Origin of the sequence: Mesorhizobium sp. M0960 (genome assembly GCF_040319055.1) — a bacterium.
GTDB lineage: Bacteria > Pseudomonadota > Alphaproteobacteria > Rhizobiales > Rhizobiaceae > Mesorhizobium.
Genome location: NZ_JAMYNN010000002.1, coordinates 602,549 through 626,299 on the forward strand (window position 1 = coordinate 602,549; position 23,751 = coordinate 626,299).

Annotated in this window: 27 protein-coding genes; 8 read left to right on the forward strand and 19 right to left on the reverse strand. The window is 63.9% G+C overall.

Going from position 1 to position 23,751, the window contains the following annotated elements:
• Positions 1–142: 142 nt before the first annotated feature.
• Genes NKH63_RS07995 through NKH63_RS08005 form a run of 3 tightly spaced genes read left to right on the forward strand, consistent with a single transcriptional unit; the run spans position 143 to position 3,337 of the window.
• Entirely contained in the window at positions 143–1,186 is a 1,044-nt protein-coding gene (locus tag NKH63_RS07995; RefSeq protein WP_023721393.1) for a class II aldolase/adducin family protein, read from the forward strand.
• A 1-nt stretch (position 1,187) separates the two neighbouring features.
• Positions 1,188–2,489 carry an FGGY-family carbohydrate kinase gene (locus NKH63_RS08000; RefSeq protein ID WP_352910320.1) on the forward strand — a complete coding sequence of 434 codons (1,302 nt, stop codon included), beginning with the start codon at positions 1,188–1,190 and terminating at the stop codon, positions 2,487–2,489.
• Entirely contained in the window at positions 2,486–3,337 is an 852-nt protein-coding gene (locus tag NKH63_RS08005) for a TIGR01459 family HAD-type hydrolase (protein ID WP_352481023.1), read from the forward strand. Before NKH63_RS08000 ends, NKH63_RS08005 begins: the two co-directional genes overlap by 4 nt.
• A 156-nt stretch (positions 3,338–3,493) precedes the next feature.
• Here the strand turns inward: NKH63_RS08005 and NKH63_RS08010 are convergent, their stop codons facing one another.
• From NKH63_RS08010 to NKH63_RS08020, 3 genes are all read right to left on the reverse strand, one after another.
• Positions 3,494–4,300 (reverse strand): exodeoxyribonuclease III, encoded by an 807-nt coding sequence (locus NKH63_RS08010; RefSeq protein WP_352856378.1) that lies wholly within the window; start codon positions 4,298–4,300, stop codon positions 3,494–3,496.
• A 384-nt stretch (positions 4,301–4,684) separates the two neighbouring features.
• On the reverse strand, positions 4,685–5,368 hold the full coding sequence (locus NKH63_RS08015; protein ID WP_352481025.1) for an outer membrane lipoprotein carrier protein LolA: 684 nt from the start codon (positions 5,366–5,368) through the stop codon (positions 4,685–4,687).
• A gap of 133 nt (positions 5,369–5,501) precedes the next feature.
• A complete protein-coding gene (locus NKH63_RS08020) occupies positions 5,502–8,162 on the reverse strand; it encodes an FtsK/SpoIIIE family DNA translocase (RefSeq protein ID WP_352588073.1) in 2,661 nt (886 codons plus the stop codon).
• 136 nt (positions 8,163–8,298) lie between these two features.
• On the opposite strand from NKH63_RS08020, the gene NKH63_RS08025 reads away from it, so the two are divergent.
• A complete protein-coding gene (locus NKH63_RS08025; protein WP_023722684.1) occupies positions 8,299–8,448 on the forward strand; it encodes a hypothetical protein in 150 nt (49 codons plus the stop codon).
• Positions 8,449–8,579: 131 nt separating this feature from the next.
• On the opposite strand, the gene NKH63_RS08030 is transcribed toward NKH63_RS08025, so the two are convergent.
• The 3 genes from NKH63_RS08030 to tesB all read right to left on the reverse strand — a co-directional run bounded on the left by NKH63_RS08030 (position 8,580) and on the right by tesB (position 11,466).
• On the reverse strand, positions 8,580–10,001 hold the full coding sequence (locus NKH63_RS08030; protein WP_352481028.1) for an ammonium transporter: 1,422 nt from the start codon (positions 9,999–10,001) through the stop codon (positions 8,580–8,582).
• Between the two features lie 31 nt (positions 10,002–10,032).
• On the reverse strand, positions 10,033–10,371 hold the full coding sequence (locus NKH63_RS08035; RefSeq protein ID WP_023679755.1) for a P-II family nitrogen regulator: 339 nt from the start codon (positions 10,369–10,371) through the stop codon (positions 10,033–10,035).
• 219 nt (positions 10,372–10,590) lie between these two features.
• The gene (gene tesB / locus NKH63_RS08040) at positions 10,591–11,466 is read right to left on the reverse strand and encodes an acyl-CoA thioesterase II (protein ID WP_023722686.1); all 876 of its coding nucleotides are present in this window, start codon (positions 11,464–11,466) and stop codon (positions 10,591–10,593) included.
• A 100-nt stretch (positions 11,467–11,566) separates the two neighbouring features.
• On the opposite strand from tesB, the gene NKH63_RS08045 reads away from it, so the two are divergent.
• Positions 11,567–12,811, forward strand: a complete 1,245-nt coding sequence (locus tag NKH63_RS08045; protein WP_352917816.1) for a ubiquinone biosynthesis hydroxylase — start codon at positions 11,567–11,569, stop codon at positions 12,809–12,811.
• Positions 12,812–12,998: 187 nt separating this feature from the next.
• Here the strand turns inward: NKH63_RS08045 and NKH63_RS08050 are convergent, their stop codons facing one another.
• The 3 genes from NKH63_RS08050 to NKH63_RS08060 form a co-directional block, all read right to left on the reverse strand.
• Entirely contained in the window at positions 12,999–13,526 is a 528-nt protein-coding gene (locus NKH63_RS08050; RefSeq protein WP_023722688.1) for a hypothetical protein, read from the reverse strand.
• A gap of 117 nt (positions 13,527–13,643) precedes the next feature.
• A complete protein-coding gene (locus NKH63_RS08055; protein WP_352917794.1) occupies positions 13,644–14,000 on the reverse strand; it encodes a YciI family protein in 357 nt (118 codons plus the stop codon).
• Positions 14,001–14,002: 2 nt separating this feature from the next.
• Positions 14,003–14,239 (reverse strand): hypothetical protein, encoded by a 237-nt coding sequence (locus tag NKH63_RS08060; protein WP_352917795.1) that lies wholly within the window; start codon positions 14,237–14,239, stop codon positions 14,003–14,005.
• A 236-nt stretch (positions 14,240–14,475) separates the two neighbouring features.
• Between NKH63_RS08060 and NKH63_RS08065 the strand changes: the two genes are divergently transcribed.
• Positions 14,476–14,901, forward strand: coding sequence for an OsmC family protein (locus tag NKH63_RS08065; protein ID WP_352494072.1), 426 nt, complete (start codon positions 14,476–14,478; stop codon positions 14,899–14,901).
• A gap of 311 nt (positions 14,902–15,212) precedes the next feature.
• Here the strand turns inward: NKH63_RS08065 and NKH63_RS08070 are convergent, their stop codons facing one another.
• On the reverse strand, positions 15,213–16,172 hold the full coding sequence (locus NKH63_RS08070; protein ID WP_352494071.1) for a helix-turn-helix transcriptional regulator: 960 nt from the start codon (positions 16,170–16,172) through the stop codon (positions 15,213–15,215).
• Positions 16,173–16,352: 180 nt separating this feature from the next.
• Between NKH63_RS08070 and NKH63_RS08075 the strand changes: the two genes are divergently transcribed.
• Both NKH63_RS08075 and NKH63_RS08080 read left to right on the forward strand, forming a co-directional pair.
• Positions 16,353–16,505 (forward strand): hypothetical protein, encoded by a 153-nt coding sequence (locus NKH63_RS08075; RefSeq protein ID WP_352917796.1) that lies wholly within the window; start codon positions 16,353–16,355, stop codon positions 16,503–16,505.
• On the forward strand, positions 16,502–16,855 hold the full coding sequence (locus NKH63_RS08080) for a hypothetical protein (protein WP_352494069.1): 354 nt from the start codon (positions 16,502–16,504) through the stop codon (positions 16,853–16,855). Before NKH63_RS08075 ends, NKH63_RS08080 begins: the two co-directional genes overlap by 4 nt.
• A 179-nt stretch (positions 16,856–17,034) precedes the next feature.
• Here the strand turns inward: NKH63_RS08080 and NKH63_RS08085 are convergent, their stop codons facing one another.
• From NKH63_RS08085 to NKH63_RS08125, 9 genes are all read right to left on the reverse strand, one after another.
• The gene (locus tag NKH63_RS08085; protein ID WP_352917797.1) at positions 17,035–17,220 is read right to left on the reverse strand and encodes a hypothetical protein; all 186 of its coding nucleotides are present in this window, start codon (positions 17,218–17,220) and stop codon (positions 17,035–17,037) included.
• Positions 17,221–17,403: 183 nt separating this feature from the next.
• On the reverse strand, positions 17,404–18,039 hold the full coding sequence (locus tag NKH63_RS08090; RefSeq protein ID WP_023722697.1) for a YceH family protein: 636 nt from the start codon (positions 18,037–18,039) through the stop codon (positions 17,404–17,406).
• Entirely contained in the window at positions 18,036–18,848 is an 813-nt protein-coding gene (locus NKH63_RS08095) for a nucleotidyltransferase domain-containing protein (RefSeq protein WP_352917798.1), read from the reverse strand. Before NKH63_RS08095 ends, NKH63_RS08090 begins: the two co-directional genes overlap by 4 nt.
• A gap of 6 nt (positions 18,849–18,854) precedes the next feature.
• A complete protein-coding gene (locus NKH63_RS08100; RefSeq protein ID WP_023722699.1) occupies positions 18,855–19,634 on the reverse strand; it encodes a succinate dehydrogenase iron-sulfur subunit in 780 nt (259 codons plus the stop codon).
• Entirely contained in the window at positions 19,634–20,071 is a 438-nt protein-coding gene (locus NKH63_RS08105; protein ID WP_352643749.1) for a DUF3052 domain-containing protein, read from the reverse strand. Before NKH63_RS08105 ends, NKH63_RS08100 begins: the two co-directional genes overlap by 1 nt.
• A gap of 326 nt (positions 20,072–20,397) precedes the next feature.
• A complete protein-coding gene (gene sdhA / locus NKH63_RS08110) occupies positions 20,398–22,236 on the reverse strand; it encodes a succinate dehydrogenase flavoprotein subunit (protein WP_352917799.1) in 1,839 nt (612 codons plus the stop codon).
• 3 nt (positions 22,237–22,239) lie between these two features.
• On the reverse strand, positions 22,240–22,635 hold the full coding sequence (gene sdhD, locus NKH63_RS08115) for a succinate dehydrogenase, hydrophobic membrane anchor protein (RefSeq protein WP_352643747.1): 396 nt from the start codon (positions 22,633–22,635) through the stop codon (positions 22,240–22,242).
• A 1-nt stretch (position 22,636) separates the two neighbouring features.
• The gene (sdhC, locus tag NKH63_RS08120; protein WP_292663224.1) at positions 22,637–23,056 is read right to left on the reverse strand and encodes a succinate dehydrogenase, cytochrome b556 subunit; all 420 of its coding nucleotides are present in this window, start codon (positions 23,054–23,056) and stop codon (positions 22,637–22,639) included.
• A 242-nt stretch (positions 23,057–23,298) separates the two neighbouring features.
• The gene (locus NKH63_RS08125; protein WP_031195237.1) at positions 23,299–23,670 is read right to left on the reverse strand and encodes a hypothetical protein; all 372 of its coding nucleotides are present in this window, start codon (positions 23,668–23,670) and stop codon (positions 23,299–23,301) included.
• Positions 23,671–23,751: the final 81 nt, after the last annotated feature.

Below are 23,751 nucleotides of genomic sequence, written 5' to 3' on the forward strand. Positions count from 1 at the left end.
CCTCGGATTGCAAGCGTGATTTGACGCGATAACATCACTGTTGACGTAACTTACTCGCATCTGCGATACCAGCGTCGGTCTTAGTCCCGGCAACGGGCCGTCCAAAGCCGTGGCCACGCGGCCGGTTTGTGGAGGAATTTCGATGACGATCAGTGCGGATGCGCAGGAATTGGCAGCGCTGCGGTCGCTTTCGGCCGTCATCGGCAGCGACCCGCATCTGACCCAGGCCGCCGGCGGCAATACCTCGCTGAAAGCCGGCGACACGCTCTGGATCAAGGCCTCCGGTACCTGGCTGAAGGACGCGCTTACCGCAGACATCATGGTGCCGGTCAGCATCCCGCCATTGCTTGAAGCCATCGAACGGCGCGACCCGGCCGCCGAACAGCCGCAGGCCTTCGCCATCGGCGCCCTCAATCCACGCGGCTTGCGTCCGTCGATCGAGACCACGGTGCATGCGCTGATGCCGCAGCGCATCGTTCTGCATGTCCACTGCGTCGAGACCATTTCGCTGGCAGTGCAGGCCGATTGCGAGGCCGAGATCGCCAGGCGGCTCGATGGCCACCAATGGGCGTATGTTCCTTATCGCCGGCCGGGGCTGCCGCTCGCCCAGGGCATCGCCGAGCGCCTGCGGCCAGGCGTAGACATCCTGATCCTCGGCAATCACGGCCTGGTCGTTGCAGCCGAGACCGTCGCCGCGGCCGACATGCTGCTACGGCGCGTAACCCGGCTCTTGGCGCGGCCGCCGCGCCAGGTGGCAGAACCGGACATCGTGGCGCTGACGGCGCTCGCCGGCGGCAGCGGCTACAGACTGCCGGCCGACGTCGAGGCGCATGCGGTGGCGATCGACCCCGAATGCTGCCGCATGGCGGCAGGGGGCAGCCTCTACCCCGACCACGTCATCTTTCTCGGCGAGGGTTCGGTCGTGGCGAGACCGGACGAGGATGTGAAGCGCGTGATCGAGCGCTGCGGCGCCGCACCCGTGGCGATCCTGTTTCCCGGCCTTGGCGTGCTGATGCGCGGCGACGCCGGCGCCGGCGCCGACGCCATGCAGCGCTGCCTCGCCGACGTGACGGCGCGGGTCGATGTCGCTGCGAAGCTGAATTATCTGACAGCGGCGGAGAATGACGAACTGATCAACTGGGACGCCGAAAAATATCGCCAGAAACTCAATGCCGGAGGCAGCTGACATGCCGCGTTCGTCAAGTCCGCTATCAACTGGCCCGCTTGCCATCGGCATCGACATCGGCACATCCGGCGCGCGCGCCGTCGCAATGCGCCCGGACTTTTCCATCGCCGCGCATTCCGCAATTGCCCTTGAGCGATTTGGGCTGAACGGCCGCGACCCCGCCGTATGGTGGGAGGCGGTCGGCGCGACGTTGGCGGAAGTGCTCAAATGTATCGATCGCGCGGCAGTGCTCTCGATCGCCGTCGACGGTACGTCGGGCACGCTGCTGCCGGTCGACGGCTCCGGGCGGCCGCTGGCCGAACCGCTGATGTACAACGACAAGGTCGCCGACGACATTATTCTGACTGCAATAGCCGGCGCGGCACCGGCAACGAGCGCTGCACTTGGGGCGACGTCCGGTCTCGCCAAGGCGCTGTCTTTCCAGCACCTGCCCGGCGTCGCCACTGTGCTGCACCAGGCCGACTGGATCGCCGGACAGTTTTCCGGCCGCTTCGATGTCAGTGACGAGAACAACGCGCTGAAAACCGGCTACGACGTCGAGGCCCGGCGCTGGCCGGACTGGATCGCGGCGACGGGCATGCGCATGGAATTCCTGCCCCGAATCGTGCGGCCGGGCGATGTCACGGGCACGCTCACCGCCAGCGCTGCGAAAATGTTCGGCCTGCCGCGCGACGTGGTTGTCGTCGCCGGCACCACCGATGGATGCGCGTCGTTCCTGGCGACCGGTGCGACTGCCGCGGGCGCCGGCGTCACCGCGCTCGGCTCATCGCTGACCATCAAGATCCTCTCCGACCGGCCGATCTCGGCGCCGCAATTCGGCATCTACAGCCATAGGCTGGGAGACACCTACCTGGCGGGCGGTGCCTCGAACTCCGGCGGCAAGGTGCTGGCCCAGCATTTCCCCGTCGCCCGCATTGTCGAGCTCAGCAAAAAGATCGACCCGGCGACAGAGACCGGCCTCGATTATTACCCGCTGCCGGCGCCGGGCGAACGCTTCCCCATAGCCGATCCGGCGCTGCCGCCCCGCCTCGAGCCGCGGCCCGCCGACGACGCCGATTATCTGAAAGCGATGTTCGAGGGTATTGCGGCGATCGAAGCGCTCGGCTATCGCCGGCTTGCCGAACTCGGCGCCCCCCGGCTTACATCGGTCAGGAGCGTCGGCGGCGGTGCGGCCAATCCGGCCTGGACGGCGATCCGGCAGCGCAAGCTTGGCGTCGCTCTCGTGCCGGCTCTTTCGGAGGAGGCCGCCGCCGGCACGGCGCGGCTGGCGCTGATGGGCGCAGGCGCAGCGGGGCTTTTATGACGGCCAAGATAATTCAGCACCTCGACGGCATCGCCGCGCTGGCCGAGCGCTATCAGGTGTTCCTGCTCGACCAATTTGGTGTGCTGCACGACGGCACCAGCGCCTATCCAGGCGCTATCGAAGCCTTGTCGGCACTCAAGCGCGCCGGCAAGACCATCGTGCTGATCTCGAATTCCGGCAAGCGGGCGCAACCCAATGAGCGCCGCCTGCTGAAGCTCGGCTTCGCACCGGGAAGCTGGGACCATTTTGTCTCCTCCGGCGAGGTGGCGTGGCGCTCCTTCCACGAAATGGCGGCATCGGGGACCCTGCGCCCGCAGACAAAATGCCTGCTGATCAGCCGCGATAATGACCGTTCGGCTGTCGACGGCCTGCCCTTCGTCCTGGCCAAGGACGGCGACGATGCAGAACTGGTACTGATTTCCGCCAGCGAGGGCGATCGCTACGACCTCGACCATTATCGCCGGCTTCTCGGTCCGGCGGCGAAGCGCCAGGTGCCGTGCTTCTGCACCAACCCCGACAAGATCATGCTGACTGCCGTCGGGCCTTGCTTCGGCGCTGGCCGGCTGGCCGATCTCTATGAGAACCTCGGCGGCAGCGTCACCCGCATCGGCAAGCCCTATCCGCAGATATTCGAGGCAGCGCTGGCGCTGGCGGGCAACCCGGAGCGCGGCAACGCGGTCTGCGTCGGCGACAGCGTGGAGCACGACATCGCCGGCGGCAACGGCGTCGGCGTCGCGACGACGCTGGTCCTGTCGGGCATATTGGCGGGGGCGCCTGACCTGGAGGACGTTTTCGCCACGCTGAACGCCCGCCCCGACTATATCGCGGATGCCTTCAGGTTTCGGTGAGGGGGAAGAGGGCCAGGATGTGTTGAGATCCAGGTCACGCCGGGCCGAAAATCACGGGTTCCGAGAACCGGAGCGGAGCGTACTTTTTGTACGTGAGCACCGGAAGCGCAGGAAGCCGCCATTTGCAGGCCGGCATCACCTGAATCTCAGCACATCCTAGTCCAGATCGAAGCGCGCTATCACCGGCACATGGTCCGAGGGCCGTTCCCAACCGCGCGCCGGCCGCAGGATTTCATAGCCGGCAAACTGCGGCACCAGGTTTGGCGACGACCAGATATGGTCGAGGCGGCGGCCGCGATTTGAGGCCTGCCAATCCTGAGCACGATAGCTCCACCAGGTGTAGAGCTTCTCCTCGTAAGGCACATTGAGCCGCATCAGGTCGACCCAGTCGCCGGCGAGCCGCATCGCCTCGAAATTTTCCGTCTCGACCGGCGTATGGCTGACGACGTTGAGGAGTTGCTTGTGCGACCAGACATCGTGCTCGAACGGCGCGATATTGAGATCGCCGACCAGGATCGAGCCGGAGTGCTCGTCATGCTCGGCGCGTACGGCGTTCATCTCGGCAACGAAATCGAGCTTGTGCTTGAACTTGCGGTTGACGGCCGGGTCGGGCTCGTCGCCGCCGGCCGGCACATAGAAATTGTGCAGCAGGATCGCCTTGCCGCCAGCCTTGACGGTAACCGACAGATGCCGGCTGTCGTCGATCTCGCAGAAGCGGCGTTTTTCGACCACCTCGATCGGCCGCCGTGCCACCGTCGCAACGCCGTGGTAGCCCTTCTGGCCATGGAAGGCGATGTGCTCGTAGCCAAGCTTGCGGAACGCCTTCTCCGGAAACAATTCGTCAGGAACCTTGGTTTCCTGCAGGCAGAGCACGTCCGGCGCCTGCTCGACCAGCAGACGCTCGACGATCGGCATGCGCAGCCGGACGGAGTTGATGTTCCAGGTAGCGACGGAAAACGGCATGTGGGGTTCCGGACAACGCAAGATCCGCCGGATGGCCCGACGGAAGTCAATCGCGGAAACTACTGCCAGCCGCGCACCGCAAAAACAAGCCGGCCGCGCCTTGGGGGCGCGGCCCATGACTTTCCAGAAATATCAATACAGGAACCAAGCCCAAGGTGTGCTGAGATTCAGGTCAGGCCGAGTCGGAGTCGAAGACGGGCGCGAAGCGACCAGAATGGTGGATTCCGAGAACCGGAGCGGAGCGTACTTTTGGGTACGTGAGCACCGGCCTACGCCGGCCGTAGCCTTAACTGCCACGACCGCTCATGAGTGCTTTGGCCGGCGAAGGCCGGAAGCGCAGGAAACCGCCGTTGCAGGCCGGCATCACCTGAATATCGACACACCTTAGCGCGACTTGGTGTTCAGTTCCCGGTTGGCCGTATAGTCGATGGCAAAGGTGTCGGGCGCGAAACTGACGCCCTCCTTGGTGTTGAAGATCATCACCGTCGTGTCCTTGCCTTGCGCATCGGTGATGGTCCACTGCCGCAATTCATAGGATTTCGGATCGAACATCATGGTGATCTTCGAATTGCCGAACACCGATTTGTCGGCAAGCTGGATGGTGGTGAGATCGTTTTCTTCCTTGACGCTTCTGACGCGTCCGCCCGACAGATCGATCTTGTCGTCGAGCAGCAGCTTCAGCGGTGTCTTCGACAGCGGGTAGAGGTCGGAGGTCCGCAGCTTCTTGTTGAGGATGACCACCGACTTGCCGTCGGAAATCACCCTGAAATTCGAGGCGCCGTCATAGTTGAAGCGGATCTTGCCCGGCCGTTCCAGAAAGAACTTGCCGCCGGTCTGCTCGCCCTTGGGCCCGAACTGCACGAACTCGCCGCTCATCGATTTGACCGAGGAGAAATGATCGGCGATCTTCTGCGCCGTCGCCGGAACCGCTGCTTGCGCCGACGCCAGCAGCTGGAAGCCGGGCACGACGTTGACGGCCGCGGCACCGGCCAGGACCAGACCGAGGCCGAGCACCTGTCGGCGGGTTGGGGCGAAATCCCTGCTTGGGGCGAAAGATGCGTTTTTCATGCCGGTCACCATCATCTGATTGCTTGCTCGTTATATTGGTCTGCCCCCCCAGTTGGGCTTAAGTTTGGCGGGCGCGCAGCGCTCATCCGTTGCAACGCGCCGAGAGGTTCAAAGTTGCCGGCGCGGATGCGCTCTAGAACTTGTCGTCCTCCGTCGGCACCAGGATTTCGCGTTTTCCGGCATGGTTGGCCGGGCCGACAATGCCTTCCTTCTCCATCTTCTCGATGATCGAGGCGGCGCGGTTGTAGCCGATGCCGAGCCGGCGCTGGATGTAGCTGGTCGAGGCCTTACCGTCGCGCAGCACCACCGCGACCGCCTGGTCGTAGGGATCGTCGGAATCCTCGAAATTACCGCCGTCGCCACTGCCGCCATTGCCTTTGCCCGACGGCTCATCATCATCCTTGTCGTCGTCCTCGGTGATGGCGTCGAGATATTCCGGCACGCCTTGCAATTTCAGATGCGCGACGATCCTCTCCACCTCGTCGTCGGAAACGAAGGGACCGTGCACGCGCTGGATGCGGCCGCCGCCGGCCATGTAGAGCATATCGCCCATTCCGAGCAGCTGTTCGGCGCCCTGCTCGCCCAGGATGGTGCGGCTGTCGATCTTCGATGTCACCTGGAAGGAGATGCGGGTCGGGAAGTTGGCCTTGATGGTGCCGGTGATGACGTCGACCGACGGCCGCTGCGTTGCCATGATGACATGGATGCCGGCGGCGCGCGCCATCTGCGCCAGGCGCTGCACTGCGCCTTCGATGTCCTTGCCGGCGACCATCATCAGATCGGCCATCTCGTCGATGATGACGACGATGTAGGGCATCGGCTCGAGGTCGAGGTTCTCCGTTTCGTAGATCGCTTCACCGGTCTGGCGGTCGAAGCCGGTCTGCACGGTGCGCGAGATTCTTTCGCCTTTTTTCTCGGCCTGCTGCACGCGCGCGTTGAAACCGTCGATGTTGCGGACGCCGACCTTCGACATCTTGCGGTAGCGGTCCTCCATCTCTCGCACGGTCCATTTCAGCGCCACAACCGCCTTCTTCGGATCGGTGACCACCGGCGTCAGAAGATGCGGGATGCCGTCATAGACCGAGAGTTCCAGCATCTTTGGATCGATCATGATCAACCGGCAGTCCTGCGGCGTCAGCCGGTAGAGCAGCGACAGGATCATGGTGTTGATGGCGACCGACTTGCCCGAGCCGGTGGTGCCGGCGACCAGCACGTGCGGCATCTTGGCGATGTCGACGATGACCGCCTCGCCATTGATGGTCTTGCCCAGCGCCAGCGCCAGCTTGGCCTTGGTGGTCTCGAAATCGCGGCTGGCCATGATCTCGCGCAAATAGACGGTCTCGCGCCTGGCGTTCGGCAATTCGATGCCGATGGCGTTGCGGCCAGGCACCACGGCGACACGGCAGGCGATGGCGCTCATCGAGCGGGCGATGTCGTCGGACAGGCCGATCACCCGCGACGATTTGATGCCGGGCGCAGGTTCCAGCTCGTAAAGCGTGACGACCGGACCCGGGCGCACATGGATGATTTCGCCCTTGACGCCGAAATCCTCCAGCACGCCCTCGAGCAGGCGGGCGTTCTGCTCCAGCGCGTCCTTCGACAGGCTGGCGTCGCGCACCACGTTCTTCGGTTCCGACAGGAAATGCAGTGACGGCATCTCGAATTTTTCCGAGCCGATCAGCGAGGTCTGCGCCTCGCGCTGGACCCGGGCGCCGGGTGCCGGCCGCGGCGCCGGCGCCTCGACGCGTGTCGCCGCATCGGAACGGAAGTTCTGCACCTTCGCCGTCGGCGCGGCGCGGCGTTGGCCGGCCGGCTCGGGCGCGAAATCCATGTCGTCGTCATTGTCGTCGTTATCGAAGACATCGGCATCGTCGGGGTCGATCGAGGCACTGCGGTCGTTGACCATGGCGGCGAAGAATTCCGGCTCGACGCGGGCGCGCCCGCCCGGGCTCATCCGCGCCTCGGCGAACTCGGCCGATTCGACCCGTTCTGCCGCCCGCCGCCAGGCGCTGGCCCGCGGCTCCATCTCCGGCTCGAAATCGTCGCGCTCGCGCCGGCGCGCGGCGCGGCGACGCAGATAGGCCCGCAGCGACAGCCACCAATGGGTGATGGCGCCAAGCGCCAATATGCCTTCGTCGCCCTCGTCCTCTTCATTGTCGAAAAGCAGGTCGTCCTGCGGATCGGCAGCAGTGGGCTGATCAAGCACGGCAAAGCCGTTCTTGCGTGAAATCAGCGCCGAACCATACAGAAACAGCCCCAGCGCCGGTGCTGCAAGGAGCACGGCAAGCACGCTGGCGACGAGGCCGGTCGGATAGCCGCCGATGACCAGGCCGGGAATGTTGAGCACCATGTCGCCAAAGACGCCGCCGAGGCCGGTCGGCAGCGGCCAGGTCTTGGGCGGCACCACGCAGCCGGCAATTGCCGCGCCAAGCAGCGAAAACCCGAACCAGGCCAGCGCCCGTTTCGGCAGCCGGTCGACGCCGCGCGCGGTAAACAGCAGAAATCCCCAGATCACCGCCGGCACCAGCGCCGCAACGGCGGCGAGTCCGAAGAACTGCATGGCAATGTCGGAAAAGACGGCGCCGGCATAACCCATTGCATTGGTGACGATATTATCGGTGGCGTGCGAGAAGCTCGGATCGGCGACGTTCCAGGTGGCAAGGGCGGCGACGCCGAAGCCAACCAGAGCAAACAGCCCGGCACCGACCAGCCGCCCGACCTGGCGCCTCGCGAACGCCCGGATGCCGTGCCCCGTATCGGCCAGCGCAAGCGGTGCTGAAGCCCCTGAACGCATGCTCTTCCTCGTCTGTCGTTGCCCGGCCGGGCGCGGACGCGCAACACGGCAGATTCGGCTGTCAGACTAGCGGCGGGAAGGTTAAGGGCGCATTAACCATGGGCAGCCTGCGTCTGCGGAACGGGCGCAGGATGTCATGCCTGACTTCCTGTTCAAACGCGGCGGTGATCCTGCGACAGGCATTGGCAACCACGCTGACTCGGCGAAAATGGCGGGCACGCTGGAGCCGCTGCGGCAGATGTTTCACGCCGCCGACGGATCGAGCACCTTGATCAAGCGATCGTGATCGAGCCGTCACGGCCATCCGCGCACAAAAAGAGGCCCGGAAGATTTCCGGGCCTCAAGGCGTCAGCCCTTGCGGGAGCATCACGACGGGATGGGACGTCGCGAGGCGGCCGAGGGCCGCCCCGGACGAGCTTACGGGTGATAGGCCACTTCGCCGTGCGAGGTGAGATCGAGCCCTTCGCGCTCTGCATCGGCTGTCGGACGCAGGCCGACGATCAGGTCGACGATCTTGTAGAGGATCGCGCTGCCGATACCCGACCAGAGGATTGTCACCAGCACACCTTTGAACTGCGACATCAGCTGGGTGGCCGTGCCGGCGTAGCCGGCGGCGAAGTCGGCTGTCGAGTAATCGACGATGCCGGCGCCGCCGAGAGCGGGATTGACCAGGATACCGGTGCCGAGCGCGCCGATGATGCCGCCGATGCAGTGGATGCCGAAAACATCGAGGCTGTCGTCGTAGCCGAACTTGTTCTTCACCACCGAGACGAAGAAGTAGCAGACGCAAGTGGCGACGAGACCGAGCACGATGGCGCCCATCGGTCCCGCAAAGCCGGCGGCAGGTGTCACGGCGACGAGGCCGGTGACAGCACCCGAAACGGCGCCAAGCATGGATGCTTTGCCGCGCAGCAGCGTTTCAAGCACGATCCAGGTCACTGCCGCCGCCGCCGTGGCGACAAACGTATTGACCATGGCCAGCACGGCATAGGCGTTCGCTTCCAGGTTCGAACCGGCATTGAAGCCGAACCAGCCGACCCACAGCAGCGAGGCGCCGACCATGGTCAGCGTCATCGAGTGCGGCGCCATGACGTCCTTCTGGTAGCCGATACGCTTGCCGATCATCAGCGCGCCGACAAGGCCGGCAATGCCTGCATTGATGTGAACGACGGTGCCGCCGGCGAAGTCGATGGCGCCGAAGCCGAAGATGAGACCCGACGGATCGCTATAAGCGCTCGGGCCGCCCCAGAACCACACCATGTGCGCGATCGGGAAGTATACGAAGGTGACCCAGAGGATGGTGAAAAGGATCACGGCGGAGAACTTGATGCGTTCGGCGAAAGCGCCGACGATCAGGGCAGGCGTGATGCAGGCGAAGGTCATCTGGAAGAGAACGAACACCAGTTCGGGAATGGCCACGCCCTTGGTGAAGGTTTCGGACACCGTCGTCACGTCGACGCCGGCCAGAAACATCTTGGAAAGGCCACCGACGAAGGCGTTGCCGGGGGTGAAGGCCAGGCTGTAGCCGTAGAAAACCCAGACGATCATGACCACGCTGGTGATGGTGAAGACCTGCATCAGCACCGACAGCATATTCTTGGCGCGAACCAGGCCACCGTAGAAAAGGGCAAGGCCGGGAATGGTCATCAGCAGCACCAGAATAGTGGAGATCATCATCCACGTCGTGTCGCCCTTGTCGACGGTGAATGCCGGCGCCGCTGCCGGTGCTGCCGGAGCCGCTTCCTGAGCGAACGCAGCAACCGTGCCCAGTGCAGCGAGAGCGAGCGAACCCAAAACGGCCGCGCGTCCCGTTATCTTCAAGGTGGAAGGAATATTCATTGAACTCTCCATTGGAATACGTGTCCGCGGCTCAAAGCGCGTCGGTGTCTGTTTCGCCGGTGCGAATGCGCACCGCCTGGTCGATGCCGAAGACGAAGATCTTGCCGTCGCCGATCTGACCGGTCTTGGCCGCCGCGGTGATGGCTTCGACGGCCTTGTCGACCATGTCGACGGCGACCGCGACTTCGATCTTGATCTTCGGCAGGAAGCTGACCGCGTATTCCGCCCCGCGATAGATTTCCGTGTGCCCCTTCTGACGTCCGTAGCCTTTTACTTCGGTGACGGTCAGGCCTTGGATGCCGACTGCGGTGAGCGCCTCGCGCACCTCGTCGAGCTTGAACGGCTTTATGATTGCCATCACGATCTTCATAAGGTTTCACCCTTTGCTGTTGCGGGTCCCCGCGTTTGCACGACTTCGCCGATCCCCATGAGAGCCGGAGAGTGCCCGCTAGGATTCAAGCTCCGTGCCAATTGCCGAAGCAGGGTGTTAAGCTGTTGTTAAACAACGAAATCGGGAAGGTTTGTCGGCTGCCTGTTCACAGTCGCGTCAATGCAAATGCTTAAAAAATAGGCAAAATTCGAAAAATGCCTACTCGGCAGGCGGCCGCTTCAGCCGGATGAGTCCTTCTTGGGCAACCGAGGCGATCAACGTGCCGTCGCGGGCAAACAGCGAGCCGCGGGTAAAGCCACGCGATCCTTGCGTCGACGGGCTGTCCTGCGTGTACAGCATCCAGTCGTCGAGCGGGTGGCTGCGATGGAACCACATGGCGTGGTCGAGGCTCGCTGCCTGGATGTCGCGATCGAAAATGGCGCGGCCGTGGGCAAAAGTCGAGGTGTCGAGCAACGTCATATCGGAGAGGTAAGCGAGCACGGCCGCCTGCGTGGCGCGGTCGGCCGGCACCGGGCCGGTGGTGCGGATCCAGATGTTCTGCTTCGGCTCGAGCTTTTCCCGGCTGGTGTAATGCTTCAGCATCACCGGCTTCATCTCGATCGGCCGGTCGCGCTCCCAATAGCGCTTGATGCCGTCGGGCACGGCTTCGCCGAACTTGCCCAGCAATTCGCGCTGCGACAGCAATGTGTCGGGCGCCGGCACGTCCTGCGGCATCGGCACCTGATGTTCCAGGCCGACCTCATCCTGCTGGAATGAGGCTTCCAGCGAAAAGATCGCCTGGCCGTGCTGGATCGCGACGACGCGGCGCGTGGTGAAGGAGCCGCCGTCACGGATGCGGTCGACCTCGTAGATGATCGGCACCTTGGTGTCGCCCGGTCGCATGAAATAGCCATGCAGCGAGTGCACATGGCGCTCGGCCTCGACCGTTCGCTGCGCGGCGACAAGCGCCTGGGCGATGGTCTGGCCGCCGAAGATGCGCTGCCAGTCGAGCTTGGGGCTGCGACCGCGATACAGGTTGTGTTCCAGCTGCTCGAGGTCGAGAATGCCGAGAAGCTCGTCCATGGCTGCCGTCATCTTGACCTCGCCGCAAAATTACCATGGCGGTTTCCGACAGGAACAGCGGGCAGTCAAGGGCGGAATGCCCGGCGACAGTCAGGCTGCGAAAGGAATTGCCATGGTGGACAGCAAGAATTCGCTCGACGTTCTGGTCGCCGGCGCCGGCTATATCGGCCTGGCCGCCGCCGTGTCTCTGAAGCAGGCGCGGCCGAGCCTCGCCGTTGCCGTCGTCGACGCAGCACCCGCCGGCGTCTGGCAGAAGGACGGCCGCGCCTCGGCGATTGCAGCCGCCGCGTGCCGCATGCTCGACCAGCTCGGCGTCTGGAACGAGATAGCGCCGGAGGCGCAGGCGATCACCGAAATGACCGTCACCGATTCGCGCACAACGGATCCGGTCCGTCCGGTGTTCCTCACCTTCGACGGCGAGGTCGCGCCCGGCGAACCCTTTGCGCATATGGTCGCCAACAAGGATTTGAACGGCGCCTTGCGCCGGCGCGCCGAACAGCTCGGCATCGGCATCATCGAGGGCGTCGCCGTGCGCGCCTTCGATACCAACGGCGCCGGCATCACCGTGCATCTTGCCGATGGCGCGACGCTTAAGGCGCGGCTGCTGGTCGCCGCCGACGGCGTCAACTCGAAGCTGCGCGACATGGCCGGCATCAAAACGGTGAAATGGGAGTATGGCCAGTCCGGCATCGTCTGCACGGTGGCGCATGAGCGGCCGCACAACGGCCGCGCCGAAGAGCATTTTCTTCCGGCCGGCCCCTTTGCCACGCTGCCACTCAAGCCGGGCAAGGACGGCACCAACCGTTCGTCGATCGTCTGGGTCGAACGGTCGCAGGATGCCGAAAAGCTGGTCGCAGGCGACACCCTGGTCCTGGAGTATGAGCTCGAGCACCGCTTTGGCCTCAAGCTCGGCGAAATCCATATCGCCGACAAGCCCCGCGCCTGGCCGCTCGGGCTGACCATTGCGCGCGCCTTCGTCGCGCCGCGCATCGCCTTGGCCGGCGACGCCGCCCACGGCATCCACCCGATCGCCGGCCAGGGCCTCAATCTGGGCTTCAAGGACGTGGCGGCACTTGCTGAGGTGGTGGTCGAGGCCGACCGGCTCGGCCAGGACATCGGCGCGCTCGACGTGCTTGAGCGCTACCAGCAATGGCGGCGCTTCGACACGGTGCAGATGGGCATCACCACCGATGTGCTGAACCGGCTGTTTTCCAACGATTTCGGCCCGCTGCGTACGTTGCGCGACGTCGGTCTTGGCCTTGTCGAACGCATGCCGCGGCTGAGGGGGTTCTTCATCCGCCAGGCGTCAGGTCTGTCCGGCGACACGCCGAAGCTGTTGAAGGGCGAGGCGATCTGATCCATCTCACAGACATGCCAGGATGTGTTGAGATTCAGGTCAGGCCGAGCCGGAGTCGAAGACGGGGCGCGAAGCGACCAACAGTGGCTTCCGAGAACCGGAGCGGAGCGTGCGTTTGGGTACGTGAGAATAGGAAGCGCAGGAAGCCACCCTTTGCAGGCCGGCATCACCTGAATATCAGCACACCCTAATTGACCTCGAAACCGAGCTTCTGGCGCAGCCGGAGCATGCGCTGGTCGGAAATCTGCTGGCTTTGCCCGCCGACTTCCGTGACACGGCTGACCATCTGTAGCAGATCGTTCCTTTCAGCCGCGTCGAGGCGTTCGCGCAGGAACGGTGCCAGCTTGTCGATGACGACCGTGGCATCGTCGATTTGCGAGGCCGCCCATTTGGCGTAGATCACCGCTTCATCGGTCTGCTTTTTGTCGGCAATCTCCGAGATCACCGATCGAATGGCAGCTTCGCGTTGCGGCAGCACCGGACCATGCTCGGAAACAATGGCGGTGATCAGCGTCGCCGCCGCCACGACCGGATCGTCGATCGCCGTCAACGGCGAGAGCGCCGCCTGCTTGCGCAGTTTCTTGCGGCGGACATTGCCCTGGACGCGGCCAACGACGTCGGCAACCTCACGCGCCGCGTCGTTCATGGTCTTCAGCCGGTACCACCAGAACGCCGCTGCCCCCAGCAGGCCGATTGCAGCAATCAATATATGCATGCCCAAGATCCCCAATCTCAGGCGACGATAAGAGAAGTGTCGTTTCGCTTCAACACGCAAAAGTTGCGTCAATTGAAGAAAACGAAAGCCTGCGCCAGTCGCCGGCCGCCGACATCTCTACGACCCCGGCACATTGTAGATCGCCCGCACCTCGATCGTGCCGATTTCTGCCAGCGGAATGCCGCCGGCGATCTCCAGCGCCTCGTCGAGGTCCCCGGCCTCGATCATGACGAAACCGAGCAACTGCTCCTTGGTCTCGGCGAAGGGGCCGTCCGTGACCAGCCGCTTGCCTTTGCGCCGGCGCACGGTCTTCGACGTCTGCACCGATTGCAGCGCCTGCGCGATGATCAGCCGGCCGCTTTGCGCCACCGACCTGTCATAGGCCAGCGAATCGGCGTCGAGCTTGGCCAGCCTCGCAGGCGTCATTGCGTAGAGATCTTTTTCGTCGCCGTAGACCAGGCAAACGTATTTCATCTTTACCTCCATTCCTGGGTTGAAGCGGCAGCCGAGGCTAGGGAAATCTCGGCCGGGCCTTTGCCCGCTGTATGATCGAGCCCCGCTGCATAATCCAGAAAGGACACCGCAATCCCGATAATGGCAATCGCCGCAAGCAGCCGGCCGAAGCCGGAAGGCGGCAGGCGCGACCAGTCGGCTTGTTGTTCACCGGCCCTGTGGCTGGTGTTTGTCCAGTGAGCAGAAAACAGATTGTTCATGTGATCCTCCATCCAGCCACCAATTCCATGGCCCGCAGGACGGCCGGGACAGATGGAAGTCGACATTTTTGCACGCATATTTTTTTCGCGATTTTTTTCCCGAGCGATTTTTTTGCTTGACCATGATGTGTCACGCTGCCGCCGATACGAAAGCGCGGGTGGCCTTCGCTCCAGCGCGCGCTATAGTCGACTGGATGCCGATCACGGGCTCAATCACGACAATCAAGGAGGAATTGATGGACCGCACCGCCAACGCCGTTTGGAAAGGCAGTTTCAAGGAAGGCAAAGGCACGCTCGAAACCCAGAGCGGGACGCTGAAAGGTACGCCCTATTCTGCCAAGATGCGTTTCGAGGACGAGAGCGGCAAATCCGGCACCAACCCGGAAGAGCTGATCGCCGCCGCCCATGCCGGCTGCTACGCCATGCAGCTTTCGCATTTCCTCGCCGAGAACGGCACTCCGGCTGCCGAGCTCGACGCCAAGGCCGTGGTAACGCTGGTCCCCGGCACCGGCATCACCGGCAGCGCGATCACGCTGGTCGGCAAGGTGCCGGGCATCGATGCCGCCAAGTTCAAGGAACTGGCCGAAAAGGCCAAGGCCGAATGCCCAGTCTCGAAAGCGCTCGGCGCCATCAAAGTATCGCTCGACGCCAGTCTCGGGTGAGCCGTAAGCAAACCTGCATCGAACAGCCAGTCGATGATTGGCGACAGCATAGCGGCCATCCGATCTCCCTTGCGGGGGGCTGGCAGGATAGAGGGAAGATCGCGGCTTTATTCCAGCTTGGGTTGCTCGCCCCACGACAGTGGGGAGAGGTGTCTCGGCGAAGCCGAGACGGAGAGGGGAACCGCGCTCTATGAAGCCCCCTCTCCGGCCGCTTCGCGGCCACCTCTCCCCCGCTTCGCGGTGGGCGAGGAACCCAGTCTTGAGAGTCGGGGGCCCCACGGGCTCCCATCATGCCCGGGCGTAACCCAATGTCAGTTCTTTAAGGCCGCAGCGCGCACGTCCGACGGCGTCGCGTCATAGCGCCGGCGGAACGCCCGGTTGAAATAGGAAAGGTCGTTGAAGCCGGCATCGAAGGCGATTGCCGTGATGCTGCGGTCGGCATGAGAAGGATCGCCCAGCATGCGATGCGCGCGCACTAGCCGCTGGCGCAGCATGAAGTCCGACAGCGACGTGCCTTCGCTCTCGAACAGTTTTCGCACATAGCGGGCGCAGAGATGGTGGCGGGCGGCGATGTCTTCGGCCGACAGCTCGCCGTGCCCGCCATGGGCGAGGATATCGGCCTTGATGGCGCGCAGTCGCGCCACCCGCACGCCGCGGCCACGCGCAATTTCGGCGGCATCCCTGGTCGCCCCCATGGCAAGCGCGGCAAGGTCGAAAATGTGAGTCGCGGCCAGCTGCCAGGTTTCCGGCGTCAGCGCATCGTCTGCATCCTGGATCGACTGGACATAGTCGAGCAGCAGCCGCATCGCCCCGCTCGTGGTCGGCAACGGCTGCATAAGCACCGAAGCCGGATCGCCGATCAGCGGCGAAAGCTGCCTCAGCGAGAAGCTCATATTGACGAAGCGCATGCCGCCGGGCTGGATGAGGTTGAGGCCGACCTCTTCGCCGCTCATCATCAGCGCCCGGCCGTTGCCGATCGGTTCCTCGCGGCCGCGATGCTTCATGACGCTCGCGCCATCGAGCGCCGCCAACAGGATGAGGTCGTCGCTGTCGATCAGCGGCATCGAGTGATGCGCCCGGAATTCCGAGGAAGTGCCGGTGGCAATGCCGAGGCCGGGCAGCGCACGCACTTTCATGTCGACACGCGTCGGTGCGAGCGGATCGAGCTCGACCTTGAGGACCGTGCGGCCGTAGACCTCGCGCATCACCTCGACGCGATCTTGCTCCGGAAACGCGTCCGTCATCAGCCTGAACGAGGTCGTCGCATTCATCGGCATCCCCCAGCCCGAGAGCGCGCTGATATGCGCCGAGCCCCCTGAAACGTCAATACAGGGCCGTTTAGGCCGTTTTTAGGGCCGTCTCGTCCAAGCCGGCTTGTCTCATCGGACGTAGTTTGCAGCCCGTTTCCAAAACCGGAAATCCATCGGCAATGACCACCACAAGGGGGTTCGATGTATCACCTGCAACTGCTCAGGACGCTGTCGGCGGTCGCCTCGGCGGGCTTCAATCCGCGCGTCTATCTCCTGTCGCTTGCGCTCGGAAAAACCGCCACCGATCATCGCGACCTGAAGCTGCCGCCGCGCATCAGGGAGCGTCAGCCATGAGCCTGCGATATGCTTTTTTGGCGGCGCCGATGCTGTGCCTTGGCCTTTCCGGCTGCGTCGGCCTCAATCCGATTTCCGCGGCTGTCGGCCTCGGCGGCATGGCGGCGGCAAACTCCATCGGCATGGCGCAATCGGGTGTCATCAGCCCGCAGGAGCAGGCGAAATATGCCGGCATGTCCTGTGCCGAGTTGCGGCAACAGGCCGCCGGCTACGAGGAGGCCAGGAACCATGGGCCTTCGCCGAAGAAATATGGCGGCATGGCACCCCCCGGCAAGATGGCGATCGTCAACAATGTCATAGCCACGCGGCTTGCCCATCTGCACAAGCTTATCGCGAACAAGGGATGCTGACCGGCTCCTCACCCGCGCGCCTGGCGGTTTTTGTCACACTGGCGGGGCCTGACCGGTTGCCTGGCCGTCGGCCCGGCCGATGCCGCCGGCCAAGGCAAGGGGCGGACAGCCCGTTCGCGCCAGGGCTCGATACCACCAGCACTTGTCGGCAAATGGGGCTTTGCAGTCGCCAGCGGCGATTATTGCACGACGCTCGGCCATTGTGCGCCGGGCAGCGGCGGCAGCATCTCCTTCACCTTCAGCGCCAACGGGCGCACGCAATATGCGCTGTTCGAATCCTCGCTGGTCGACGGCTGCGGCCAAATCCAGTCGCTGACGCTGAAGACGGGCACGACGACCGTGCACGGCTCGACGCTGGTCTTCACGCCTAAGGCCGGAACCTACAAATCCGTCAATGGCTGCCGGCCCGATCTGACCGGCACCTGGAAGTTCGGCGCCGGCGACCTGAAGCCGGTCTCGCTGAGTTGGCAGCTGAATGGCCGGCAGTTGCGGCTGGTCGATCCGGGGGCGAGGCGAGCGGCGTCTACAGCAGGAGGTGAGGTCGCGATTCAGTGCCCCTCGCCGGTCAGCGCGTCGAGGCGGGCGCGCAATGCCGCGACCTCCTGCTCGAGGGCCTGCACGCGCATTTCCAGATCCGAGGCCGGCAAGGGCGATTGCTGGGGCGCCGCGGCAGCCGACAGCTGCACCGGCCCGCTGAGCAGTTGGACATAACGGTCCTCGCGCTGGCCCGGGCCGCGGTCGATCTGCTGCACCAGCGGCGGCCTGCGGCCGATCAGCAGATCGAGATTGCCGCGAAGCTCGTCGATCGACGGCAACCGTGCCATGCGCTCGCTTCGCGCCAGCAATTCATAGGCCGTCTGCGGGCCGCGCAGCAGCAACAGGCCGAGCAGCGCGATCTGCGCCGAGGTCAGGGAAAAGCGCTGCGCCACGACATGCTCATAGCGCTCGACGCGCGACGCGAACACCTGCCTGACCAGGCCCTTCTGCTCGAGCTGGCCAAGCGCCCTTCTAACCTCGGCAAGCTCGACCGACATTACCGGCTCGCGCGCCGTCTTCTGGTTGGCCGCGGCAAGTGCCGCATTGAGCGTCAGCGGATAGACGTCGGGCGTCAGCTCCTTCTTCTCGATCAGGCAGCCGAGCACACGCGCCTCGATGGGGGAGAGGATGGGAAGCTCATCGCTCATTGAAGTTCAGCCTCCCGGCGGTAAAAGTCGGTTGCAAGGACACGGTTTCGCGCCTGGCGGGCTTCATCCCGGATCACGCCGGCAAGGTTCATTTCGTGGTGACCATAGCGCGCCTCAAGATAGCGCGCGATCGCCGTCGGGATGAGACCGGTCCCCATTTCCCGCGTCTGGCTTTTGCGGTCGATCAGGCTGCGGATTTCATCGCTTGCCTGCGCTGGCATCTCGATCTGGTCGATGCACTCGCCAAGGTTCATCGGCGGTAGACCGGCGAGGCCGCGCTGCTCCATCCAGTCCAACGCGACCAGTGGTCGAATGAGATAGAACAGCTTCTTCAGCTTCACCTCGCCGGAAAAGCTGCCGATCTTGGCAACATGTGAACGCGCCAGGCCGAGATAGTGACGCGCTACTTTTGCCGGATCGACGATCTCGGCAAGCAGGTCGAGAAGGCGCCGCCGAAATCCCGTGACCTCTTCGTAGACGATCGATGATTTTGCCCATTCGACGATGACGGCATTGCCGCCGAGCCCGAGCAGCAAGGCCTTGCGCAGATCCCAGCCACCGGCATCGATCTCGCCTTCGATGGGAAATTCGATCACGTCGCGTGCCTGTTCCAACACAAGGTGATCCGATGCCGGCCTGACATAGACGAAACGGCAGTCATAGTCGCTGTCGGGAGACGGGAACCCCCAGGCGCGGCTGCCGCTTTCGGTGGCGAACAGGATCGTCACGCCTTGCGTTCGCACGACATCGAGTCGCGCCCGGATCGCCGCGACGGCGTCAGATGAAAAATCGGCAGGTAGCTGCTTCATCTGCTGCTAAACCCGTCGCTCCACCATCATCTTCTTGATCTCGGCGATCGCCTTGGCCGGGTTGAGCCCCTTGGGGCAGGTCTGGGCGCAGTTCATGATCGTGTGACAGCGATAGAGCCGGAACGGGTCTTCGAGATTGTCGAGCCGCTCGCCCGTTGCCTCGTCCCTGGAATCGATCAGCCAGCGATAGGCCTGCAGCAGCGTCGCCGGGCCGAGATAGCGCTCGCCGTTCCACCAGTAGCTCGGGCAGGAGGTCGAGCAGCAGGCGCACAATATGCACTCGTAGAGCCCGTCGAGCTTTTCGCGGTCCTCATGGCTCTGCAGCCATTCCTTGGCCGGCTCGGGCGACACCGTCTTCAACCACGGCTCGATCGAGGCGTGCTGGGCGTAGAAATTGGTGAGGTCGGGCACAAGGTCCTTGACCACTTGCATGTGCGGCAGCGGGTAGACCTTGATCGCGCCGGAAATGTCGTCGCAGCCCTTGGTGCAGGCCAGCGTGTTCGACCCGTCGATGTTCATGGCGCAGGAGCCGCAAATGCCTTCGCGGCAGGAACGGCGCAGCGTCAGCGTCGGGTCGATCTTGTTCTTGATCCAGAGCAGCGCGTCGAGCACCATCGGCCCGCAATCGTCCATGTCGACGAAATACGTGTCCATGCGCGGGTTCTCGTCATCGTCCGGCGACCAGCGATAGATGCGGTATTCGCGCAGGTTGGTCGCGCCCTCCGGCTTCGGCCAGGTTTTTCCGGCCATGATCTTCGAGTTTTTCGGAAGCGTGAGTTCGACCATTATCTCAGGTCCTTTCGGATGACGAGCTTCAGCCCGGACCAGATCCCGTTTATGGCGGCGACCTTGACGTCGACGAGGTCGAGCTTCAGCGCCTCGGGGCGGATAACGTCCTCGGTGACGTCGGTCGGCACTTTCGATGCCTTCTTTGGCCACGACACCCAAACCATGCCGTGCCGCTTAATCGCCGCTTCTACGTCGCCAAGACGGTCCTCGATTTCGACACGCCGCCGGGCGAAAGCATGCACGGCATCGTATTTCTCATGAACGCCTGAAATCGCTGACCAGTTGGCCAGCCGGTCGAGCTCGGCAAAGTCCACTGCTTCGGCAAGGTCGTCCAGCTCGGGCGGCAAGGCGACGAAGGCGGCAATCATCCCGTCCTTCAGGCCGAGCTTGGCCGGAAGGGGCGTGCCGGAATATCCCGTTGTCGTCAACGCCACCCTATTTCTCCGCGTGAACGTAAAGGGAATTTACGAATCCCGTACAACTGCCGTATACGCGCACTTCCACGGCTTTCCCCACGATTTGCCTTCTCGCGGCCCGGGCTGGCAAATGCCCGTCCCCTACCACGCAACTAACCGGCCCGTTGCCTTTCTCGAACCAAAACCTGTTTGACGATTGCGCGCTGGAGGCGTCCCTCCAAACCGGGATGTCGTTCACTGACTTTGATATTTTATCAGCGTTATCATAAACATAGACGGTATCAGCCGACGTTGCGCAGCCGCTGACGGCAATGGAAAGCATCGCGACCGCCAGCAGCCTCATCTCAATACACCCTGGCCTTTGGCGCGATCTTGGCCGGATTGATGCCGCCGTCTGCCTCCTTGAGCAGCGTCTCGGTGTGCACCGGCCGGTAGCTGAGCGCCACCTCGCCGGCCTCGTTGAGCCGGGCCAGCGTGTGCTTGCGCCAGTCCGCGTCGTCGCGGGCCGAAAAGTCCTCCCGCGCGTGCGCCCCGCGGCTTTCCTTGCGCGCTTCGGCGCCGTAGACCGTGGTGATGGCGTTGGCCATCAGGTTTTCCAGCTCCAGCGTCTCGACCAGGTCGGAGTTCCAGATCATCGAGCGGTCGAACACCTTGACGTCGCCGAGTTCACCCCAGATCTGCGAAATGCGCCTGCAGCCGCTTTCCAACGATTCCTGGGTGCGGAACACCGCCGCGTCCTCCTGCATCGCCTTCTGCATCTTTTCGCGCAAAACCGCTGTCGGCGTCGAACCGTTGGCGTGGCGCAGCCGGTCGAAGCGGTCCATGATCTTTTCGACCGAGGCTTCGTTGGGCGACGGGATCGCGACGTTGCGGTCGATCACCTGGCCGGCCCGGATCGCCGCCGCACGGCCGAACACCACCAGGTCGATCAGCGAATTCGAACCCAGCCGGTTGGCGCCGTGCACCGAGGCGCAGCCGGCCTCGCCGACGGCCATCAGCCCGGGCAACACCTGGTCCGGGTTCAGGGCGGTCGGGTTGAGCACCTCGCCCCAGTAATTGGTCGGCACGCCGCCCATATTGTAATGGACGGTCGGCAGCACCGGGATCGGTTCCTTGGTCAGGTCGACGCCGGCAAAGATCTTTGCCGATTCCGAAATGCCAGGCAGCCGCTCGTGCAGCACGGCCGGATCGAGATGGTCGAGATGCAGGAAGATGTGGTCCTTCTTCGGGCCGACACCACGGCCTTCGCGGATCTCCAGCGTCATGCAACGTGAGACCACGTCGCGCGAAGCAAGGTCCTTAGCCGACGGCGCATAGCGCTCCATGAAGCGCTCGCCTTCGGAATTGACGAGATAGCCGCCCTCGCCGCGCGCGCCCTCGGTGATCAGGCAGCCGGCGCCGTAGATGCCGGTCGGGTGGAACTGCACGAACTCCATGTCCTGCAGCGCCAGGCCGGCGCGTGCGGCCATGCCGCCGCCATCGCCGGTGCAGGTATGCGCCGAGGTGGCCGAGAAATAGGCGCGGCCATAGCCGCCGGTCGCCAGCACCACCATCTTGGCCGAAAAACGGTGGATGGTGCCGTCGTCGAGGTTCCAGGCGACGACGCCGGTGCAGGTGCCGTCCGGCTCCATGATCAGGTCGAGCGCGAAATACTCGATGAAGAACTGCGCATTGTGCTTCAGCGACTGGCCGTAGAGCGTGTGCAGCATGGCATGGCCGGTGCGGTCGGCGGCCGCACAGGTGCGCTGCACCGGCGGCCCCTCGCCGAAATTCATCATCATGCCGCCGAACGGGCGCTGGTAGATTTTCCCGTCCTCGGTGCGGCTGAAGGGAACGCCGTAATGCTCGAGTTCATAGACCGCCGCCGGCGCCTCGCGCACCATGTATTCCTGCGCGTCGGTATCGCCCAGCCAATCTGAGCCCTTGACCGTGTCGAAGAGATGCCACTGCCAGTTGTCGGGCCCCATATTGGCGAGCGAGGCGGCGATGCCGCCCTGAGCGGCGACCGTGTGCGAGCGCGTCGGGAAAACCTTGGTGATGCAGGCGGTGCGTAGGCCCTGCTCGGCCATGCCGAGCGTGGCGCGCAGGCCGGCACCGCCGGCGCCGACGACCACGACGTCGAATCTGTGGTCGACATAGCTATAGGCGGAACCTGTATTGGCGTTCTTCGCGTCCTTGGCCAAAAATCAGCCTCCAAATGCCAGTTTAAGCAGGGCGAAGACCGAGGCGACGCCGACGACTACGGGAAAGAATGTGTTGAGCGCGAGCAACGCCAGCCTGGTGCCCTCGCCATGCACATAGTCCTCGATGATCGCCTGCATGCCGAGCCGCATGTGGTAGAGCACCGACAGCAGCACCAGCGCCAGCACCAGTGCCACGAACGGATTGGCAAGTGCGGCGCGCACCTCGAGATAGCTGGCGCCGTTGAGTGCGATCAGGAAGCCGACGAAGAACAGGACAAGCGGGATGTTGGAGATCGCCGTCAGCCGCTGGCGCCAGAAATGGCCGGTGCCCTCGCGGGCCGAACCGAGGCCGCGGACCTTGGCCAGCGGCGTGCGCATGTCGGTGTTTTTGCCGCTCATCTCAGGCTCCTCGCGCCATGTAGCCGGCGATCCAGATCAGCAGCGTCAGCGTGACCGAGCCGGCCAGCGTCGCCCAGGCGATCCTCGAGGCGGTATGCTTTTCCAGCCCTGCCCCAGTGTCCCAGATCAGATGGCGCACACCGCCCAGCATGTGGTGCATCAGTGCCCAGCTGTAGCCGAACAGCACCAGCCGTCCCAGCCACGAGCCGAAGGCCCAGTTGACGGCATTGAAGGTCGCCTCCGAGCTCGCCGCCGCCATCAGCCACAGCGCGACCAGCAGCGTGCCGAAATAGAGCGCCCCGCCGGTGATGCGGTGGACGATCGACATCGTCATGGTGATCGGCGGCCGATAGACGGTCAGGTGCGGCGAAAGCGGCCGTTCACGTCTGGCAAATTCGCGGGTGGCTGGTGATTTGCTCATGGCTCCCCCAGTTCGGCGTCTCTGGAGCCTCAGGTGGAAATGCGGCATTACCGCTTCCGGTTGCGACTTCGGACAGCCGGTTTCTAATGCTCTTTTTGCACCGCGTCAAAGCCGGAAAACCGTTTTGAAAACGTAATTTAGTCTGATGAAAGCGAAGGTTTCAGCTTCAATCGATTAGGGCTGTGGCCTTGAGCCGGCACAATGTCGCTGCACTGCAAAATATGGCTGCCGCGCCGGGTCGATCAGCGTGTACAGGCCACCGGTGAGGCACCGCCCTTCATCACCAATGCGTCGCGCCCGTCGATCACGATTGCGTCATGCGCCTCGCCGTACCGGCTGGTCTGATTGGCGGGTGAGGCCGGCAGCTCGGAGCTGGTGCCGTCCGGGCCGAGCACGCGCACCGACGTGCCGAGATTCTCGATGGTCATCATGCTCCCGTCGGCGCATTTGTAGGTCGCCGTGCGCGGCTGCGGTGTCGATTCGGTTGGAGCGATCGCGACAGAAGCGGCCACTGTATTCCCGAGCTTGGGCGCACTGGTCTGCGGCGTGCAGGCGGCGGCAGCCAGCAGCGAGGAGACGGCCAGCGCTATCCGAAACGTGCGGCGTAATCTCATATGCTGCTTCCCCGCGCCTCGAAACCGGCCGCGATGCCCCGGCAAGCCGCCGGATTTCATGCTTTTTGAGTCGCGCTCGAT